The 19,197-nt window shown below is 72.5% G+C and carries 12 protein-coding genes; 10 read left to right on the forward strand and 2 right to left on the reverse strand.

Annotated features, from left to right (window positions below):
* Positions 1-178 precede the first annotated feature (178 nt).
* From miaA to hflX, 6 genes are all read left to right on the forward strand, one after another.
* On the forward strand, positions 179-1,117 hold the full coding sequence (gene miaA, locus NQO67_RS29830; RefSeq protein ID WP_255953432.1) for a tRNA (adenosine(37)-N6)-dimethylallyltransferase MiaA: 939 nt from the start codon (positions 179-181) through the stop codon (positions 1,115-1,117).
* A gap of 106 nt (positions 1,118-1,223) precedes the next feature.
* The gene (locus NQO67_RS29835) at positions 1,224-1,760 is read left to right on the forward strand and encodes a hypothetical protein (protein ID WP_255953581.1); all 537 of its coding nucleotides are present in this window, start codon (positions 1,224-1,226) and stop codon (positions 1,758-1,760) included.
* 89 nt (positions 1,761-1,849) lie between these two features.
* On the forward strand, positions 1,850-2,752 hold the full coding sequence (dapF, locus tag NQO67_RS29840; RefSeq protein WP_255953433.1) for a diaminopimelate epimerase: 903 nt from the start codon (positions 1,850-1,852) through the stop codon (positions 2,750-2,752).
* A 194-nt stretch (positions 2,753-2,946) separates the two neighbouring features.
* A complete protein-coding gene (locus NQO67_RS29845) occupies positions 2,947-5,715 on the forward strand; it encodes a RelA/SpoT family protein (RefSeq protein ID WP_255953434.1) in 2,769 nt (922 codons plus the stop codon).
* Between the two features lie 360 nt (positions 5,716-6,075).
* The gene (locus NQO67_RS29850) at positions 6,076-7,653 is read left to right on the forward strand and encodes a M1 family metallopeptidase (protein ID WP_255953435.1); all 1,578 of its coding nucleotides are present in this window, start codon (positions 6,076-6,078) and stop codon (positions 7,651-7,653) included.
* A 356-nt stretch (positions 7,654-8,009) separates the two neighbouring features.
* On the forward strand, positions 8,010-9,500 hold the full coding sequence (hflX, locus tag NQO67_RS29855; protein WP_255953436.1) for a GTPase HflX: 1,491 nt from the start codon (positions 8,010-8,012) through the stop codon (positions 9,498-9,500).
* 201 nt (positions 9,501-9,701) lie between these two features.
* Here hflX and NQO67_RS29860 read toward each other — a convergent pair whose 3' ends face one another.
* Both NQO67_RS29860 and NQO67_RS29865 read right to left on the reverse strand, forming a co-directional pair.
* Entirely contained in the window at positions 9,702-10,913 is a 1,212-nt protein-coding gene (locus tag NQO67_RS29860) for a trypsin-like serine peptidase (protein WP_255953437.1), read from the reverse strand.
* 325 nt (positions 10,914-11,238) lie between these two features.
* Positions 11,239-12,468, reverse strand: a complete 1,230-nt coding sequence (locus NQO67_RS29865; protein ID WP_255953438.1) for a trypsin-like serine peptidase — start codon at positions 12,466-12,468, stop codon at positions 11,239-11,241.
* 356 nt (positions 12,469-12,824) lie between these two features.
* Here NQO67_RS29865 and NQO67_RS29870 point away from each other — a divergent pair, with 356 nt between their 5' ends.
* The 4 genes from NQO67_RS29870 (at position 12,825) to NQO67_RS29885 (ending at position 19,163) form a co-directional block, all read left to right on the forward strand.
* On the forward strand, positions 12,825-14,195 hold the full coding sequence (locus NQO67_RS29870; RefSeq protein ID WP_255953439.1) for a diaminobutyrate--2-oxoglutarate transaminase family protein: 1,371 nt from the start codon (positions 12,825-12,827) through the stop codon (positions 14,193-14,195).
* Between the two features lie 147 nt (positions 14,196-14,342).
* Complete coding sequence (locus tag NQO67_RS29875) at positions 14,343-16,400, forward strand: IucA/IucC family protein (protein WP_374119194.1); 2,058 nt, start codon at positions 14,343-14,345, stop codon at positions 16,398-16,400.
* A 65-nt stretch (positions 16,401-16,465) separates the two neighbouring features.
* Positions 16,466-17,242 carry a GNAT family N-acetyltransferase gene (locus tag NQO67_RS29880; RefSeq protein ID WP_255953583.1) on the forward strand — a complete coding sequence of 259 codons (777 nt, stop codon included), beginning with the start codon at positions 16,466-16,468 and terminating at the stop codon, positions 17,240-17,242.
* Between the two features lie 40 nt (positions 17,243-17,282).
* Positions 17,283-19,163 carry an IucA/IucC family protein gene (locus tag NQO67_RS29885; RefSeq protein WP_255953440.1) on the forward strand — a complete coding sequence of 627 codons (1,881 nt, stop codon included), beginning with the start codon at positions 17,283-17,285 and terminating at the stop codon, positions 19,161-19,163.
* Positions 19,164-19,197 lie beyond the last annotated feature (34 nt).

Raw genomic sequence — 19,197 nt, forward strand, 5'->3', positions numbered from 1 at the left:
GGGGCGACCAGGCGGAAACGTCGTGAGAAACACGTGTGGGAAACGCCCCCCATGCGATGCCGCAAGGCAGCCTCCCGGGCCGTCGGCGCGCTGAGACCTCGCAACAGGCAACGACCCCGGGCGGGGCGCGTCACCTAACTCGTTCGAGCGAGGGTGGGAGGTTTGCGAGACTGGGACCGTGAGTAGTGCATCCCCCACGCCCCGCGTTGTCGCCGTGGTAGGACCGACCGCGGCAGGAAAGTCCGACCTTGCCGTCTTCCTCGCCCAACGGCTCGGCGGCGAAGTCGTCAACGCCGACTCGATGCAGCTCTACCAGGGCATGGACATCGGCACGGCGAAGCTGACCTGTCAGGAGCGGGCCGGTGTCCCGCACCATCTGCTCGACGTCTGGGACGTGACCGAGACGGCGAGCGTCGCCGAGTACCAGCGGATGGCGCGCGCGGAGATCGACCGGCTGCTCGCCGCCGGGCGCACCCCCATCCTGGTCGGCGGCTCGGGCCTGTACATCCGGGCGGCCATCGACAACCTGGAGTTCCCCGGCACCGACCCGGCGGTCCGCGCGCTGCTGGAGGCCGAGCTGGCGCTGCGCGGCTCCGGCGCGCTGCACGCCCGCCTCGCCACCGCCGACCCCGCGGCGGCCCGCGCCATCCTGCCCAGCAACGGCCGGCGCATCGTGCGGGCGCTGGAGGTCATCGAGATCACCGGCCGGCCCTTCACCGCCAACCTCCCGGGTCACGATTCGGTCTACGACACCGTCCAGATCGGGGTCGACGTGGGCCGCCCCGAGCTGGACCAGCGCATCGCGGCCCGGGTCGACCGCATGTGGGAGGGTGGGCTCGTGGAGGAGGTGAGGGCGCTGGAGGCGCAGGGCCTGAGACAGGGGCGCACGGCTTCCAGGGCACTCGGCTACCAGCAGACGCTTGCGGCGCTCGCGGGGGAGTGCACCGAGGAGGACGCACGCACGGAGACCGTGCGCGCCACGAAACGCTTCGCGCGGCGCCAGGATTCCTGGTTCCGACGCGACCCGCGGGTGCACTGGCTGAGCGGCGCCGCGGCCGATCGCCAGGAACTCTCCAAACGGGCGCTCACGTTGGTGGCAGGACCGGTCACAGCCTGATCACGTGATGGCATCGGGACGCTCTGGCCGCCATCCGGGTCCCCGGCGGCGTGCCATCATCGACCATCGATCGACCAGTGGAGTCCGAGTGGGAGGGCGCGTGGCGATGGAGGCCGGCCCTCGCAACACCGCACAGGGCGGGGAGTACGACACAGCACAGGACCCCGATGTCGGCCCCGACCCCGCCGAGCTGACCGTCGACGACGGTCCGATGCCCGGCGACGGGCTCACACCGGACGGCCCCGGCAGCGCCCCCGACGGTCCGGTCGACGACGGCACCGAACCCGGTGAGCTCCCCGCGGACGGGGAGGTGGAGGTGGAGCTGCGCCCGCAGCGCAGGCTCCGCATCTGGCAGCTCGCGCCGATCGTGGTGCTGGCCGCGGTCGGCTCGCTGATGTTCGCCTTCCCGCTCGCGTTCGAGTTCGGCGACAGCGGTGCCGTGGTGGCCATGCTCGGTCTGCTGATCTGCGCGTGTGCGGCCGGCTGGGGCGTGCTGGCGGCGCGCCGCGCCGGTTCCACCTGGCCGGGCCTGCCGCAGCGCGGCTCCGGTCGCCGTCCCGACTGGCGGGTGATCGTCGCCTACGCGGTGGTGGTCGCCGGCGCCGCGGTGCTCGCGGTGTGGCGGGTGGCCCGGCTCCGCTGAGGCCCCCGGCACCGCCAGGCCTGGCCCGTCGGATCCCGGCCGCGCCCGCCGCGCGACACGGTGCCGCACCCACCTCGTACGATCGAGGCATGAGCACGCGGATCGCCTTCCTCAAGGGGCACGGCACACAGAACGACTTCGTGATCCTCCCCGACCCCGGGAACTCCCTCGACCTGTCGCCCGCCGCCGTCGCCGCGCTGTGCGACCGCAGGGCGGGCATCGGCGCCGACGGCGTACTGCGGGTGGTGCGCTCCGCCGAGCACCCCGAGGCGCGCTCCATGGCGCCCGAGGCCGAGTGGTTCATGGACTACCGCAACGCGGACGGTTCGCTCGCCGAGATGTGCGGCAACGGCGTGCGGGTCTTCGCCCGCTATCTCCAGCGGGCCGGGCTCGTCGCCGAAGGCGATCTCGCGATCGCCACCCGCGCCGGGGTGAAGCGTGCACACCTCGGCAAGGCAGACGGGAACGGGGACGGAGCCGCCGACGACGCGCCCGTCACCGTCGGCATGGGCCGGGCCGCGCTGCTCGCAGGTGAGGTCACCGTGAGCGTCGGCGGCCGGAGCTGGCCCGCCCGCCACGTGGACATGGGCAATCCGCACGCGGTCGCCTTCGTCGCCGACCTCACCCACGCGGGCGAGCTGCGCACGCCCCCGTCCGTCGGCCCCGCCGGCAGCTATCCGCAGGGGGTGAACGTGGAGTTCGTCGTGGACCGTGGCGAGGGACACGTGGCCATGCGGGTACACGAACGCGGTTCCGGCGAGACCCTCTCGTGCGGCACCGGAGCCTGCGCCGTGGCCGTCGCAGCGGCCCGCAGGGACGGCATCGACCCGGCCCGCACCGGGACCCCCGTCACGTACACGGTGGACGTGCCCGGCGGACGTCTGACGATCACGGAGCACCCGGACGGCGAGGTCGAACTCACCGGCCCCGCCGTGATCGTCGCCGAGGGCGAGATCGATACCGCGTGGTTTGAGCACTCTTCGTCATCTTAAACACGCGCTCTGTCACTCATTAGAGTGATCCATTTCACGCTGGGCGGGACTCGGTCAGTCCCGCCCTCCGGGGTCGGTAGCATCAAGCACCGGCCCGGACGGGGGACCGCCCGCCTTCTCACCCGGCGACAGCAGCGACGTCGCCGCCCCGAAGCCCCCTCCGCTTGCGCCGGACGACGCAGCCGGAGGTGCCCATGAGTGCGGAGGCCACTTGCCCCCCTGACCCGCCGTCGCCTGACGCCTCTCGCCGGCGTGGCCTGGCCCGAATCGATCTGCGCAGACTGGGCCGTGCCGCGCTGCTGGGCGGCGCCGACCGCGACCGACATCCCGACGCCATCACCCACGTGGTGGAGGCGCACCGCGCGCACTTCCCGCGCGCCGACCGCGAACCCCTGCGCCGCGCCTACGTCTTGGCCGAGTCCTCGCACCGCGGTCAGTTCCGCAAGAGCGGCGAGCCGTACATCACCCACCCGCTCGCGGTCACCCTGATCCTCGCCGAACTCGGCGCGGAGACCACCACGCTGACCGCATCTCTGCTCCACGACACCGTCGAGGACACGGATGTGACCCTCGATCAGGTGGGCGAGCAGTTCGGCGCGGAGGTGCGCTACCTCGTCGACGGCGTCACCAAACTGGCGAAGGTCGACTACGGCGCCGCGGCGGAGCCGGAGACGTTCCGCAAGATGCTGGTCGCCACCGGCAACGACGTACGGGTGATGTCGATCAAGCTGGCCGACCGGCTGCACAACATGCGCACGCTCGGCGTCATGCGCCCCGAGAAGCAGGAGCGCATCGCCCGGGTCACGCAGGACGTCCTCATCCCGCTCGCCGAGCGGCTCGGCGTGCAGGCCGTCAAGGCGGAACTGGAAGACCTCGTCTTCGCGATCCTGCAACCCGACGCGTACCTGGAGACCCGGGCCCTCATCGCCGCGCACGCCACCAGCGGCGACGACCCCCTCCCGGACATCGCCCAGGACGTCAGGGACGTGCTGCGCGAGGCCGGAATCAGTGCCGACGTGCACATCCGGCCCCGGCACTCCGTCTCGGTGCACCGCATCCACCGCAGGCGCGGTGAGTTGCGCGGCGCGGACTTCGGGCGGCTGCTCGTCCTGGTGGCCGAGGACGCTGACTGTTATGCCGTGCTCGGCGAACTGCACACCTGTTTCACGCCGGTCATCGCCGAGTTCAAGGACTTCATCGCGGTCCCCAAGTTCAACCTGTACCAGTCGCTGCACACCGCCGTCGCCCGCCCGGACGGTCAGGTGGCCCAGGTCCTGATCCGGACCCACCGGATGCACAAGACGGCGGAGGCCGGGGTCATCGCCCTGGGGAATCCCTACGCGCCGGCTCCGGCAGCGGCGCACCCAGCGGTGCACGCATCGGCGCAGTCAGGGGCGCGCGCCCTCAACCCCGCTGCGCTACCGGTTGTGTTGGGGCCGCCCGTGCCGGACGCCGAGCGACCTGCCGAACCTCCGCAACCGCGTGCTGCCGAGCAGGCGGTGCGGTCTTTGCCGTTACCTGCTGCACCCACCGATGGCGGCCCGGGGCGCGCGACTGGCCCGGCGGGCGCCGGAGCGGGCGCCGGGGGCGCATCGGCGTCGGGGGCTGTCCTGGGTGAGCAGGGCCCGGGCGGCCCTACGGACTCGACGGGGTCACCGGGAACCGGTGCCGGCGCCGGCGCTGGCGCCTCGAGTTCGTCGGGTTCGTCCGGATCGTCCCGCTCTTTCGGCTCCTCCCGTGCCTCGGTGCGGGAAGCCGGAGACGGCGAGGAGGGCGACCCCACCCGGCCCGGCTGGCTGTCCCGGCTCCTCGCGTGGCAGGAGGCGGCTCCGGACCCCGACACCTTCTGGTCGACGCTGCGTGAAGACCTCGCCCAGGACCGGGAGATCACCGTCTTCCGGCCGGGCGGCGGCACCCTCGGCCTGCCCGCGGGGGCCAGTTGCGTCGACGCCGCGTACGCCCAGCACGGGCAGGACGCGCACGCCTGCATCGGCGCACGGGTCAACGGCCGCCTGGTGTCGCTGGGCACCGTCCTGTCCGACGGCGACACCGTCCAGCTCCTCCTCGCGCAGGACCCCTCGTCCGGGCCCTCCCGGAAGTGGCTGGACCATGCGCACACGCCCGCCGCGCGCATCGCGATCGAACGCTGGCTCGCGACCAACCCGGAGGACGCCCCGGGAACCGACGGCACCCGGAGCGGTGTCCGAAGCGGTGCCCGGAGCGGGCTGCCGGATGCCGACCAGGCCGGTGGCCAAGTCGACGGTCAGGGCGGTGACGAGACCGGGCGTCGGCACGGCGGTCCGAGCGATGCGCGTGCCGGTGGGGCGGGCGAGGAAGACGGCCCGCTCTCCGGGGACGCCTCAGCCGGGGACGACGCGGCGGTCCGGACGGACTCCCCGGGAGGGAAAGGAGATTCTTCCGGCGGCGGCGACGGAGGAAGAGGAAGCGGACGGGCCGGGAAGGGCGCGTCGCGCACGCCGGGGGGCACACCGAGCGCGCGTCGTCCCGCCGCCAACGCCGTCGTCGACCTGCCCGGCGCCACCGTCCGTCTCGCCGGATGCTGCACCCCCGTCCCGCCGGACCGTGTCACCGCCTTCGCCGTGCGCGGCGGTGCGGTCACGGTTCACCGTGCGGAGTGCACGGTGGTGCCGCGTATGCAGGGCGCGGGGCGCGCGGAGGTGGGCGTCCACTGGGGAGAGAGCGCGGCATGCCGGGTCACGCTGTTCGCGGAATCGTTCGGGCGGCCGCATCTGCTCGCCGACCTCACGGAGGCCATCGCCGTTGAGGGAGTGGCGATCCTCTCGGCCAAGGTGGACCCCCCGAGCAGACAGCGCGTGCGCCACACCTACACGCTCGAACTCCCCGACGCCGCCTGCCTGCCCGCCCTGATGCGCGCGATGCGCGCCGTACCCGGGGTCTACGACGTCAGCCGGGCCCAGTTGCGTACGGCCGCGGGCTGGTAGGAGCAGAAGGAGAGAAGAGGGAGAGAAGAGAGGGGACGACGGGGGAGGACGGCCCCGCCGCCGGGCCGGTGCCGGCCGCCGAATGGCCGGCACCGGGGTACCCGTTCGGGTGTCACCGGCGCGGATTGCCACGGCACCGGGCGCGGGCGCTGGTAGCGGTGGTGCATGCTGCCCGAGACGCCCCGTGCCACCGCACCCCACCAGCCCTCCGGTCGACCGGCCCGTACCCCGGCCGTACCCCGCGTGGGAGCGGCTCCGGAGCCGAACGGGACACCGCAGCCCGGTGGGCCCCCGGGCACCGCGAGGCCCGGCCGTACCCGGCAATCGCGCCGCGCCCGGGCCCGTCGCGCCGGGGGTGCGTTGCTCGCCGCTGCCACGAGCGTCTGCCTGGTCGCCGCCGCAGCACCGCCCCCCGGGCCCGCGCTCGGCATCGGTGACCGGCTCTACCCGCGCCTCGGCAACCCCGGATACGACGTCCGGTCGTACGACATCTCCCTGGCGTACCCCGGCCGCAACGACAAGCCACTCGAGGCCGTCACCAGGATCGCCGCCCGGACGACCGCGCGCCTGGACCGCGTCAACCTCGACTTCGCCCACGGCACCGTCCGCTCCGTCGAGGTCAACGGCCTGCCCGCCCGGTTCGCCACCGTCGAGGAGGACCTGGTCGTCACCCCCGCAGTCCCGGTGCCCCGCGGCCACCGGCTGCGCATCACCGTCCGGCACACCAGCGACCCCAGGCCGACCGAGAACGGCGACGGCGGCTGGGTGCAGACCAACGACGGCCTGGTCATGGCCAACCAGGCGGACGCCGCACACCGGGTCTTCCCCTGCAACGACCACCCGTCGGACAAGGCCCTCTTCACCTTCCACGTCACGGCACCGCGCGCCTTGACCGTGGTCGCCGGCGGTACGCCCGTCGCCCTGGCACGGCGCGGCGCCACCACCACCTGGACGTACCGCACCGCGCACCCGATGGCCACCGAGCTCGCCCAGGTGAGCATCGGACGCTCGACCGTGCTGCACCGGTCAGGGCCGCACGGCCTGCCCGTCCGCGACGTGGTCCCGACCGCGGACCGCACCGTGCTCGAGCCCTGGCTGAAGGAGACCCCCGGCCAGATCGCCTGGCTGGAGCGGAAGGTCGGCCGCTACCCCTTCGAGACGTACGGCCTGGTCGTCGGCGATGCGCGTACCGGTTTCGAGCTGGAGACGCAGACGCTGTCCCTCTTCGAAAAACGGCTGTTCGTGGGGGCGAAGGGCGCCACCTACCCCTCCTGGTACGTCCACTCGATCATGGTGCACGAGCTGGCACACCAGTGGTTCGGCGACAGCGTCAGCCCCGGCACCTGGTCCGACGTCTGGCTCAACGAGGGACACGCGACCTGGTACGAGGCCCTGTACGCGGACGAGCGGGGGCACCGGCCGATGGCGGACCGGATGCACGCGGCCTATCTGATGTCCGACCAGTGGCGGGCCGCCGGTGGCCCGCCCGCGGCCCCGAAGCCGCCGAACGCCGCCGACAAGATCAGCATCTTCCGGCCGGTGATCTACGACGGCAGTGCCCTGATGCTGTACGCGCTGCGCCAGGAGATCGGCCGCCCGGCGTTCGAGAACCTGGAACGGGCCTGGGTGCGGGTCCACCGGGACGGCTCGGCGACGACGGCCGACTTCGTGCGCCTGGCCTCCGCCATCGCCGATCGCGACCTGACCGGCTTCTTCCACGCCTGGCTGTACGACGAGAAGACCCCGCCGATGCCCGGACACCCCGAATGGCGTGCCGAGGCCACGCGCAAGGCGGCCGAGGTCGCCAAGGCCTCGAAGGCCAAGGCATCGAAGGTCAAGGCGGCGAACGCAGCGAAGCAGCCGATGACGGGACAGCCACCTGCGACGGCGAAGGCGTCCCCCGGTAGCGGGGTCATCCACGATGCCCGAAAGCGGTGAGCAAGGCGTCGTCACGCGAGAGAAGAGGGGCGGGGGCCGCCGAGCACCGGAGGGAAATGCGGTGACGAGACGGCCCGTCCCGTGGGACCATCGTGGGGTCGACGACGCGGACGGCTCCACAGCCGGTGTGCACGCACCGGCCAGGGCGAGCGCACTCGCCGGGGCCGTCGTCCGGACCGGTGGACGAGCGATCACCGGGCACGATCGGTGATCCCTCCGCCACCCTCGGTCCCGCCCGGGATCGGGGCGCAGGGGAATCTTCCGGCCTCCGGAGGCGTTGTTCGATGTGGCGGAGAGGGTTCCGCCGACCGGTCCGGTCCGCAGGACCGTACCGCTCCCTCCGACGTAAGGACCCAATGACCTCCTCTTCTTCTTCCCAGGACGCACAGCGCTTCGTGCAGAACCACCCCGAAGGTCTTCGGGCCGATGCCCTGATGGAAGAGGACGTCGCCTGGAGCCATGACATCGACGGCCTGCGGGACGGCGAGCAGTTCGACCGTGCGGACCGTGCGGCGCTGCGCCGCGTCGCCGGTCTCTCCACCGAGTTGCAGGACGTCACCGAGGTCGAGTACCGGCAGCTCCGCCTGGAGCGGGTCGTCCTGGTCGGCGTATGGACCTCGGGGTCGCTCTTCGACGCGGAGAACTCACTCGCCGAGCTGGCCGCACTCGCCGAGACGGCCGGCGCGCTGGTGCTCGACGGTGTCATCCAGCGCCGTGACACCCCCGACGCCGCCACGTACATCGGCTCCGGCAAGGCCCGGGAGCTACAGGAACTGGTGCTGGAGACCGGTGCCGACACGGTGATCTGCGACGGGGAGCTCTCCCCGGGCCAGCTGATCCACCTGGAGGACGTCGTCAAGGTCAAGGTGATCGACCGGACCGCCCTGATCCTCGACATCTTCGCCCAGCACGCCAAGTCCCGCGAGGGCAAGTCTCAGGTCGCGCTCGCGCAGATGCAGTACATGCTGCCGCGGCTGCGCGGCTGGGGCCAGTCGATGTCCCGGCAGATGGGCGGCGGCAAGGGCGGCGGCCTCGCCACCCGTGGACCCGGTGAGACCAAGATCGAGACGGACCGGCGGCGGATCCGCGAGCGGATGGCGAAGCTGCGCCGCGAGATCGCGGAGATGAAGACCGGCCGCGAGATCAAGCGCCAAGAGCGGCGCAGGAACAAGGTGCCCTCGGTCGCCATCGTCGGCTACACCAACGCGGGCAAGTCCTCCCTGCTCAACCGCCTCACCGGCGCGGGCGTCCTGGTGGAGAACGCGCTGTTCGCCACCCTCGACCCCACCGTGCGCCGGGCGGAGACCCCGAGCGGCCGCCTCTACACCCTGACCGACACCGTCGGCTTCGTCCGCCATCTGCCGCACGACCTGGTGGAGGCCTTCCGCTCCACGATGGAGGAGGTCGGCGACGCCGATCTCGTCCTGCACGTGGTGGACGGCTCGCACCCGATGCCGGAGGAGCAGCTGGCAGCGGTGCGCAGCGTCATCCGCGACGTGGGCGCGACCGAGGTGCCCGAGATCGTGGTGATCAACAAGGCGGATGCGGCCGATCCGCTCACCCTCCAGCGGCTGCTGCGGACCGAGAAGGGCGCCATCACCGTCTCGGCCCGTACCGGCACGGGCATCGAGGAGCTGCGCGGGCACATCGACGCGACTCTGCCGCGCCCCAAGGTGGAGGTCGAGGTCCTGGTGCCGTACACGCAGGGCAGGCTGATCGCCCGCGCCCATGACGAGGGCGAGGTGATCTCGGAGGAGCACACCTCGGACGGCACCCTGCTCAAGGCACGGGTCCACGAGGAGCTCGCGGCCGAGCTTGCGCCGTACGCGCCGGCCGGGCTGCGCTGACGAGGCGCCCCGCGGGGCGCAGCGACCGTGGGGGTGCTCTTGGGACGCCCCCACGGTTTCGTCGTGGTCGTTCACGCAGTTCCCCGCGGCCCTGTCGGGCGCTCCCGGCCGCCGGGTAGGCGCTCTGGAAAAGCGAAGGGGTGCCCCCGTCCGTGAGGGCACCCCTGGTTCCGGCCGGTTCGGCCGCCTCGCCGCGGCCGACTACTGACCGCCGTACTTCTCACTCATGTTGTCGAAGACCTGCTTGGCCTCCGGGCCGAGCTGCGGACCCGCGAGCCAGCCGTTGGTGATGGGGCCGATGGAGGTGTTGGAGACCAGCTCGGTCTTCTTGCCCACCACGTGGAACCAGCCACCGCCGGACGAACCACCGGTCATCGTGCAGCCGATGCGGTACATGTACGGCATGCTCGGGTCGATCGACAGCCGCCCCGGCTGGTCCAGGCACTTGTACATCTTCTGGCCGTCGTACGGCGCCGCCTGCGGGTAGCCCCAGGCGCCCATGGTGCCGGCGGAGTGCGCCTCCGGCGTGGAGAAGTCCACGTCGAGCGCGGCGCCCACGGTCTCCTCCAGCGACTTGGTGCCCTGCTGCGGCTTCACGTGCAGCACCGAGAAGTCGTACGGGGCACCCGTGCCGCCCGTCTCGCCGCCACCGTTGATCCACTCGTTGGACGTCGAGACCCAGTCCGCCCACCACTGGCCGTACGGGGTGACCTCCGTCTGGCTGGCGTTCTGCATGTCGGCCACCGACTTGCCGTTGTCGTTGTACGACGGGACGAAGTCGATGTTGCGGTACCAGCCGCCGTCCTTGCCGGCGTGCACGCAGTGGCCCGCCGTCCACACCAGGTTCGACTTGCCCGGGTGACGCGGGTCCTTCACGACCGTGCCGGAGCACACCATGTGACCCTCGGGGGAGTCGAAGAAGACCTTGCCGACCGGAGCGGCGTGCTCGTGGTACGGAGTCTTCTCCTCCACCGCCTCCACGGGCGCCGGCTCGGGGTCGGTGACGCCCTGGTCGGAGTACGCGTCCTTCGCGACGGTCTTGTTCGGGTCCTTCGCGGACTTCATCCGGTCCGGCTTCCACAGGCCGTCGATGACCGGGTTGACGAAGTCCTTGGCGTCACGCAGCCACTTGTCCTTGGACCAGTCCTTCCAGCCGCCCTTTTTCCAGTCGTTGATGTCGATCCCGTGGTCCTTGAGCCGGCCGGCCAGGTCGCCGGCCAGGTCCGAGGCGGAATCCGAGCCCCCGCCGCCCGAGCTCTGGGAGGTGCTGGACTTGCCGGTGTCGCTTGCGTTGTCGTCGCTGGAGCCGCCGCAGGCCGTGGCGGTGAGTGCCAGGGCCGCGACCAACCCCGTAGCGGCGAGGACGGGCCGCCGTCCTCGGCCGCGCACGAAGGGCGGACGTATGGAGCGCATGGTGCTGTTACCCCCGGAATGGAGTGCTTGTGGTGCTGGGTTGGGACGGGACCGGACCCGTGAGGGAGCCGCCCTGTCATGTACTTGTCAGTAACAGGCGAGGGAGCCGAGTTGTCCTGCCTCGTCTGTGGCCCCCACTATGCCCGTGACGTGGAACTCAGCCGACGGCGGGGTGGCGGGGGGTCGTCCATCCGGTGGGCCGCCGTGGTGTGGTGACGGCCCGCCGGCACGCCGCCCGGGGCCGGTTCGGGCCGGGTGCGGCGTCGGGCCGGCCGGTCCGGATGTCACCGGCCCGGCCGGGCCCACGTTGCGTGGAGCGGGAATCCTACTTCTTCGCGTACTTCTTGCTCACCGCGTCGTAGACGCCCTTGGCTTCCTTGCCCAGGTGCGGGCCGGCCAGCCAGCCGTTGGTGACCGGGCCGATCGAGGTGTTGGAGACCAGGGCGGGCTTGCCGTCGTCACCCGTGCCGATCCAGCCACCGCCGGACGAACCGCCGGTCATGGTGCACCCGATGCGGTACATCGTCGGCAGGGATGCGGCCAGCGAGAGCCGGCCCGGCTTGTCCGTGCACTGGTACAGCGTCTGGCCGTCGAACGGCGCGGCGGCCGGGTAGCCCTTCGCCGTCAGCGACTTGATGCTGGGTACCGCCGGTGCGTTGAAGTTCACCGGCATCGCGGAGCCGACCGTCTCCTCCAGGGACTTGCCCGTGCTGCCCTTCTCCGGCGTCACATGGATCACGGAGAAGTCGTACGGGGCACCGTCGCCGCCGGTCTCGCCGCCGCCCTCGATCCACTGCTCGGACGTCTGCGCCCAGTCGCCCCACCAGACCCCGTACGGGGCGACCTTCTCCTTGGGGGCGTTCTTCAACTGGTCCAGCGGCATGGCGGTGTCGTTGTACGACGGGACGAAGGCGATGTTGCGGTACCAGCCGCCGTCCTTGCCCGCGTGCACGCAGTGGCCGGCCGTCCACACCATGTTCGACTTGCCCGGGTGCGCCGGGTCCGTGACGACCGTCGCCGAGCACACCATGTGGCCCTCGGGGCTGTCGAAGAACAGCTTGCCCGCGTACGGGGCGCTCGAGTGGTACGGCGCCGACACGGCGGCGGCCTTCACCGGCGCCGGCGTCGGGTCCGTCACGCCCTGGTCACCGGAGACGTCGTTGTCGTCGACGTCCTGCTTCGGCGGGTCGGCGTCCCGCATCCGATCCGGGTCCCACAGGCCCGCGATGATCGGGTTGATGAAGTCCTCCGCCTCACGCAGCCACTTGTCCTTGTCCCAGTTCTGCCAGCCGCCGTGCTTCCACTTGTCGAGGTCGATGCCGTGCTTCTTCAACTGGTCGGTCAGGTCGCCGGGCAGCTGGCTCGTGCCGCCGTCGCCGGCCTGGTCCGCGCTGGCGGTGGCGCTCGGGTCGCCCCCGGCGTTGTCGTCGTCGGGGCCGCAGGCCGTGGCCGTGAGCATGAGCGCCGCACCGATCGCGGCGACGGCCGTCACGGGGACCGTGCGGCGCGCACTCCTCCCCTGACGGCCGGTGAAGAGCGGGCGTATGGATCGCATGGTGGTACTCCCCTGGGACTTCGGTGATGTGACACCGGTGCGGGTGCGGATCCGTGTGCGCCCCCGACCGTGCGAAGCAGCGCCGTGCAAGGGCTCGGCAACGCTCGGCAGGCGCAGCACAACCATCCCGCGCCCGGATGGCCCCCCACACTATGCCGAGGCCGTAGGGGAGTTCCGACGAGAGGGCAACGGTTCCGTCACGGCGGTGCGACGGGCGACGGCCGCAACGATCTTCCCGCGGGCCGTGATCCGGCGCCCTCGTCGTCGTTGGAAAGGGCAGGGGTCGTGACATGTCCGGCCCTCTTCTCGCCGTGCCCGGCGAGATGCGCGCAAGCACAGCGGGAGGACCGAGATCCGTGGCCGTGACCCAACCTGCACCCGTGGCGGTGACCGGCGCACATGAGGGAGTCCTGCGCCGTCAGTCGGCGCGTGAGTCGGCCGCGCGCACCTATGCGCGTGCCCTGCCGATCGTTCCCGTACGAGCGCGTGGGCTGACCATCGAGGGTGCCGACGGCCGCCGTTACCTGGACTGCCTCTCGGGCGCGGGCACCTTGGCCCTCGGTCACAACCACCCGGTGGTGCTCGAAGCGATCCGCACCGTCCTCGACTCCGGCGCGCCCCTGCACGTGCTGGACATGGCCACCCCCGTCAAGGACGCCTTCGTCACCGAGCTGTTCGCCGTCCTGCCGGGCCGGCTGGCGGAGCGCGCCCGCATCCAGTTCTGCGGTCCGGCCGGCACCGACGCGGTGGAAGCGGCCCTCAAACTGGTGCGCGCGGCGACCGGACGGCGTGACCTGCTCGCCTTCACGGGTGCGTACCACGGCATGACGGCCGGCGCGTCGGACGTCTCCGGACACGCTCAGGACGTGCGAGTGACCCGGCTGCCCTATCCGCAGGACTACCGCTGCCCGTTCGGTGTCGGCGGCCCGCGGGGCGCCGAACTGGCCGCGCGGCTGGTCGAAGGGCTGCTCGACGACCCCAAGTCGGGCGTGCCGCACCCCGCCGGGATGATCCTCGAACCGGTACAGGGCGAAGGCGGCGTCATCCCCGCGCCGGACGACTGGATGCGCCGGATGCGCGAGATCACCGCCACCCGGGGCATCCCGCTGATCGCCGACGAGGTGCAGACCGGTGTCGGGCGCACCGGCAGCTTCTGGGCGGTGGAGCACAGCGGGATCGTCCCGGACGTGATGGTGATGTCCAAGGCGATCGGCGGCAGCCTGCCGTTGGCCGTCGTGGTCTACCACGAGGACCTCGACGTGTGGCCGCCCGGCGCGCACGCCGGCACCTTCCGCGGCAACCAGCTCGCCATGGCCGCCGGTGCCGCCACCCTCGGCTACGTCCGGGAGAACCGCCTCGCGGAGCGCGCCGGCGTGCTGGGCGCCCGGATGACCGGTCAGCTCCAGGGCCTGGCCGCGTCCCACCCCTGCATCGGTGACGTGCGGGGCCGCGGCCTGATGATCGGCGTCGAACTCGTGGACACGGAGGCCGACGACCGCACCGCGCCGGGGCCGCCGCCCCCCGCGCCAGCGCTGGCCGCCGCCGTACAGCGCGAGTGCCTGCACCGCGGGCTCATCGTGGAACTCGGCGGGCGGCACGCCAGCGTCGTACGGCTGCTTCCGCCGCTCACCCTCACCGACGAGCAGGCGACCGCCGTCCTCGACCGCCTCGCCGACGCCATCGAGGCCGCCACTCGCGCCCCTCGCGCCCAGCCGCGCCTTGACTGACCGCCAAGGCGCCGGTGGCACACGCCCGTCCGGACCGACCCGCACACGGCCGGCCCAGCCAACGGCCCGGCCCGCCCCGCGACACCGCCGCCGACCACACCCCGGCTGACCCCCCCCGCACCTGAACCACCTCCCAAGGAAGCCCTCGTGAACGCCACCCCCGCACCCGTCCCCGCCCCCGGACTGCGCCCCGACCCGCCCGCGCCGGAAGCGTCCGCCACGACGGGGCCGCCGGCCGCGGAGCCCCGCTCCGTCCCCCGGCAGCTGAACACCGGCGAAGCCGAACTCCCGAACACCGCGGCGCCCACCCCCACCGACCCGCTGGAGCACCCCGATCCGCGCGCCGTGGCCCAAGCGGCGGGCGTCGAGAACCTGCTGCGCTGCTGGGTGCGCGAGAACGACCTCACCGCTCCCCAGGACGGCATCCTGCGCATCCCCCTCGAAGCCGGCCGCGCCACCCTCCTCGTACCGGTGCCGTACTGGTCGCCCTCCGGGTGGCACCGGTTCGGGCGCCCGGTGCTGGACTGCGGGCCCCAGGACGTCCGGCCCGTCGACGCCGTGGCCCTGGCCGCCCTGCTCTCCCGGGCGGCGGCCCATCGGGGCGGGGCCCCGGCCGCCGGTGTGCCCGCAGGGGGAGCGGGTGGCGAAGGCGGTGACCTGGTCGCCCGTGTCGAGGACTCGGTGCGGCGCACCGCCGTCTTCGTCGCGGACCGGCGGCGCCGCCCCGACGACACACCCGATCTCTTCCTCGCGGCCGAACAGTCCCTGCTGCTCGGCCACCCCCTGCACCCCACGCCGAAGAGCCGGGAGGGTCTCGGCGAGGAGGAGTCGGGCCGCTACTCGCCCGAGTTGCGCGGCGCGTTCGCGCTGCACTGGATGGCGGTCGACCGCCGCGTGCTCTCCCAGGACTCCGCGTGGACCGAACGGGGCCGGATGGTGCCGGCCGAGCTGCTCACGCAGCGACTCGCGGGTGCGCCACTCCTGCTGCCCAGGGGGTTCGCCGCACTGCCGATGCACCCCTGGCAGGCCCGCGACGTCGTCCGCCGTCCCGAAGTCGCCGCCCTGCTCGAAGCGCGACTGCTGGTGCCGCTCGGCGCCCACGGCGACCCCTGGCACCCCACTTCCTCGGTCCGTACGGTCTACCGGCCCGGCGCGCCGGCCATGCTCAAGCTCTCGCTCGGACTGCGGATCACCAACTCCCGGCGGGAGAACCTCCGCAAGGAGCTGCACCGCGGAGTCGAGGTCCACCGGCTGCTGCGCACCGGGCTCGACGCGCAGTGGCAGGCGGCCCACCCCGGCTTCGGCATCGTGCGTGACCCGGCCTGGCTCGCCGTCGACGGCACGGACGGCGCACCGCTGCCGGGACTCGACGTGATGATCCGGCACAACCCCTTCGCCCCCGGTGACGATGCCGCGTGCGTCGCCGGACTCGTCTCGCCGCGCCCGGTTCCGTCGCCCGCCGCGTCCTACGCCCGGCTGGTGCTGGGGCAGCCCGGGGCGGACGAGCGCACCGGCCAGGGGGCCTTGGGGCAGGGCACGGACGGGTGCGCCGGGCACGGCCCGGAGGGAGCGCCGGCCACGCCGTTGCGCTCCCGGCTCGCCGCGCTGGTCAGCGGGCTTGCCTACCGCACCGGACGGCCCCGGCAGGCGGTCGCCACCGAGTGGTTCCTGCGCTATCTGGAGCAGGTGGTACGGCCGGTGCTGTGGCTGGACAGCGAGGCGGGCGTGGCCCTGGAGGCCCACCAGCAGAACACCCTGGTCCTGCTCGATCCCGACGGCTGGCCCGTCGGCGGACGCTACCGCGACAACCAGGGCTACTACTTCCGTGCCGCACGGCGCGGCGAACTGGAGCGGCGGCTGCCCGGCATCGGAGCGGCCAGCGACACCTTCGTCTCCGACGAGGTCACCGACGAGCGCTTCCTCTACTACCTCGCCCTCAACAACGTGTGCGGCCTGATCGGCGCGCTCGGCTCCCAACGGCTCGCCGACGAGACGGTGCTGCTCGCCGCCTTCCGGCGCTTCCTGCGCAGTGTCGCCTCGGGGCCCGACGCGCTGCGCACCACGTTCCCGGCGCTGCTGCTCGATACGCCGGTACTGCGCTGCAAGGCCAACCTGCTGACCCGGCTGCACGGCCTCGACGAACTCGTCGGCCCTGTCGACACCCAGTCCGTCTACGTCACCATCGCCAACCCGCTGCATTCCTGACCCGCCGGCCACCTCACCGGCGCGACCCGCCACCGACCCGTGAGAGGAGCGGCGCCGTTACCGCCATCGACGCAAGCACGGACGAGGAGGTCCGCTCCTCCGGCGGAACCGGGGGACGGGGCCCCGGCACCTGCGACACCGACGCCGAGGACACCCTGGACCTGCGGCTGCCGGAGGAATTCCTCGCCCGGTACGCCGAGGTCACGTTTGCGGCTCCGGCCGCTTCCGGCCGGTTCGGGGCAGAGGGGGGAAGCGATCTGCTCGACCAGGTGGCCACCTGGGCGCCCGTGTCGACCGCTGCCGGCACGTTCCGGTTGGTGCCGGTGCGTATCGAACGCGATCTTCCGCTGCTCGGCCATTGGATGAACGACCCCGCCGTCGCCGCGTTCTGGCAGCTCGCCGGGCCCGCTTCCGTCACCGAGGGGCATCTGCGGCCGCAGATGGAGGGTGACGGCCGAAGCGTCCCCTGCCTCGGTGTGCTCGACGGCACCCCGATGAGCTACTGGGAGATCTACCGGGCCGACCTCGATCCGCTGGCGCGGCACTACCCCGCTCGCCCCCATGACACCGGAGTCCACCTGCTCATCGGCGGTGTCGCCGACCGCGGACGGGGCATCGGCTCGCTGCTGCTGCACGCCGTGGCCGATCTCGTGCTCGAGAACCGGCCGGCGTGCTCGCGTGTCATCGCCGAACCCGATCTGCGTAACACGCCCTCCGTCGCCGCATTCCTGAGCGCAGGCTTCCGCTTCGCCGCGGAACTCGACCTCCCCGACAAGCGGGCCGCGTTGATGGTCCGTGACCGGGCACTGCGCCGGGTGCTCCGACCCGATCACGTCCAGTAACACCGCCGATTCCGATCCGGTTGCCTCGCGAGGAGTCCCTGTGCCGAATCCGTCCGCCGTTCCGCTTCCGGCCGTGTCCTCCGGGCTGTTCGACCCGCCCGAACTGACCAGGAAGGAGTGGGACCGGGCCGGCGGGCAGGTGCTGGCGAAGCTGCTGGGCGAGTTCGCCTACGAGGAGATCATCCGGCCGGTACCGGACGGACCGGCCGGTCGGAGCCCCGACCCCGGGCAGGATCCCGCTTACGGCACCGAAGCCGCCTGGACGATCGCTCTGGACGACGGCGCCCGGGTCGCGTTCCGGGCCCGTCGTGGTGCCTACGGTGGCTGGCGGGTCGACCCCGGGACCATCACCCTGTCCGACCGGGAAGGCCAGGAGGGCGCGGCGCCCCGGCCGTTCGCCGACCCCGTCGCCTTCGTCGTGCGCGCCCGGCGCACGCTCGGCGTGGACGGCATCACCCTCGGCCACGTCGTCCGGGAGCTGCACCACACCCTCGCCGCCGACACCCGTCTCACCAGCACCGCCGTATCCGCCGCCGACCTCGCCGACCTCGGCTACGCGCAGCTGGAAGGCCACCAGACGGGCCACCCCTGGCTGGTGCTCAACAAGGGCCGCCTGGGATTCTCGGCGCGCGACACCGCCCTGTGGGCGCCCGAGGCGCGTCGGCCCACGACCCTGCCGTGGATCGCCGTGCACACCTCCCTCGCCACCTACCGGGGTGTCGCGGGCCTCTCCAGCGCCGACCGGCTCTACGCCCATGAGCTGGACCCGAGCACCCTGGACGGGTTCGCCGCCGTCCTGGACGAGCGCGGACGGCACCCCGGGGACTACCTCTACCTGCCCGTCCACCCGTGGCAGTGGGACCAGATCGTCCTGCCGCTGTTCGCCGCCTCGGTGGCCGCCGACCTGATCGTGCCGTTGCCCGCCGACGGTGACCTGCGCCTGCCGCAGCAGTCCATCCGCACCTTCGGCAATGTCTCGCGCCCCCACCGGCACACCGTGAAACTGCCCCTGTCCATCCTGAACACCCTGGTGTGGCGGGGCCTGCCCACCGAGCGCACCCTCGTCGCCCCCGCCGTCACCGCCTGGATGCACCGGCTGCGCGACGCCGACCCGTTCCTCAGGGACGAGTGCGGCGTGATCCTGCTGGGCGAGGTCGCCTCGGTGACCGTCGAGCACCCCGTGTACGACGCGCTCCCCGAGGCCCCCTACCAGTACAAGGAGCTGCTCGGGGCGATCTGGCGCGAGCCGCTCGAGCCGCAGCTGGCCGCGGGGGAGCGGGCCCGCACGCTGGCCGCCCTGCTGCACGTGGATCCCGGGGGGCGCGCGGTGACCACCGAGCTGGTGGCGCGCTCCGGTCTGACGCCCCGGGTCTGGCTCCAGCGGCTGTTCGCCGCGCTGCTGCCTCCGCTGCTGCGCTTCCTCTACCACTACGGTGTGGTGTTCTCCCCGCACGGTGAGAACACCATCGTCGTCTTCGACGGCGACGACGTGCCGGTTCGACTCGCGGTCAAGGACTTCGTCGACGACGTGAACGTCAGCGCCGAGCCGCTACCCGAGCACGACCTGATGCCGGACGACGTACGGGCGGTGCTGCTCACCGCACCGCCCGGATTCCTGACCCAGTTCATCCATTCGGGTCTGTTCGTCGGCGTCTTCCGTTACCTGGCACCGTTGTGCGAGGAGCAACTCGGCGTATCCGAGGAGGAGTTCTGGTCCCTGGTGCGGGAGGAGATCGTCCGCCACCAGGCCCGGTTCTCCGACGTGAAGGACCGTTACGCCATGTTTGACCTGCTCACTCCTCGTATCGAGCGGCTGTGTCTGAACCGGAACCGGCTGCACCTGGACGGGTACCGCGACCGGCCCGAGCGTCCGCACGCCGCCGTGCACGGTACCGTCGCCAATCCCTTGTCCCAGCCGTGACCATGGCGTTGTCAGTGGTGCCGCGTAGGGTGGT

Source organism: Streptomyces odontomachi (genome assembly GCF_024435355.1).
Lineage (GTDB): Bacteria > Actinomycetota > Actinomycetes > Streptomycetales > Streptomycetaceae > Streptomyces > Streptomyces odontomachi.

Coding starts and splice junctions, on each gene's coding strand:
- NQO67_RS29860 (WP_255953437.1), bottom strand. CDS start 10,913: ATGCGCTCCATACGTCCGCCCTTCGTGCGCGGCCGAGGACGGCGGCCC.
- NQO67_RS29865 (WP_255953438.1), bottom strand. CDS start 12,468: ATGCGATCCATACGCCCGCTCTTCACCGGCCGTCAGGGGAGGAGTGCG.
- hflX (WP_255953436.1), top strand. CDS start 8,010: ATGACCTCCTCTTCTTCTTCCCAGGACGCACAGCGCTTCGTGCAGAAC.
- NQO67_RS29835 (WP_255953581.1), top strand. CDS start 1,224: ATGGAGGCCGGCCCTCGCAACACCGCACAGGGCGGGGAGTACGACACA.
- NQO67_RS29845 (WP_255953434.1), top strand. CDS start 2,947: ATGAGTGCGGAGGCCACTTGCCCCCCTGACCCGCCGTCGCCTGACGCC.
- dapF (WP_255953433.1), top strand. CDS start 1,850: ATGAGCACGCGGATCGCCTTCCTCAAGGGGCACGGCACACAGAACGAC.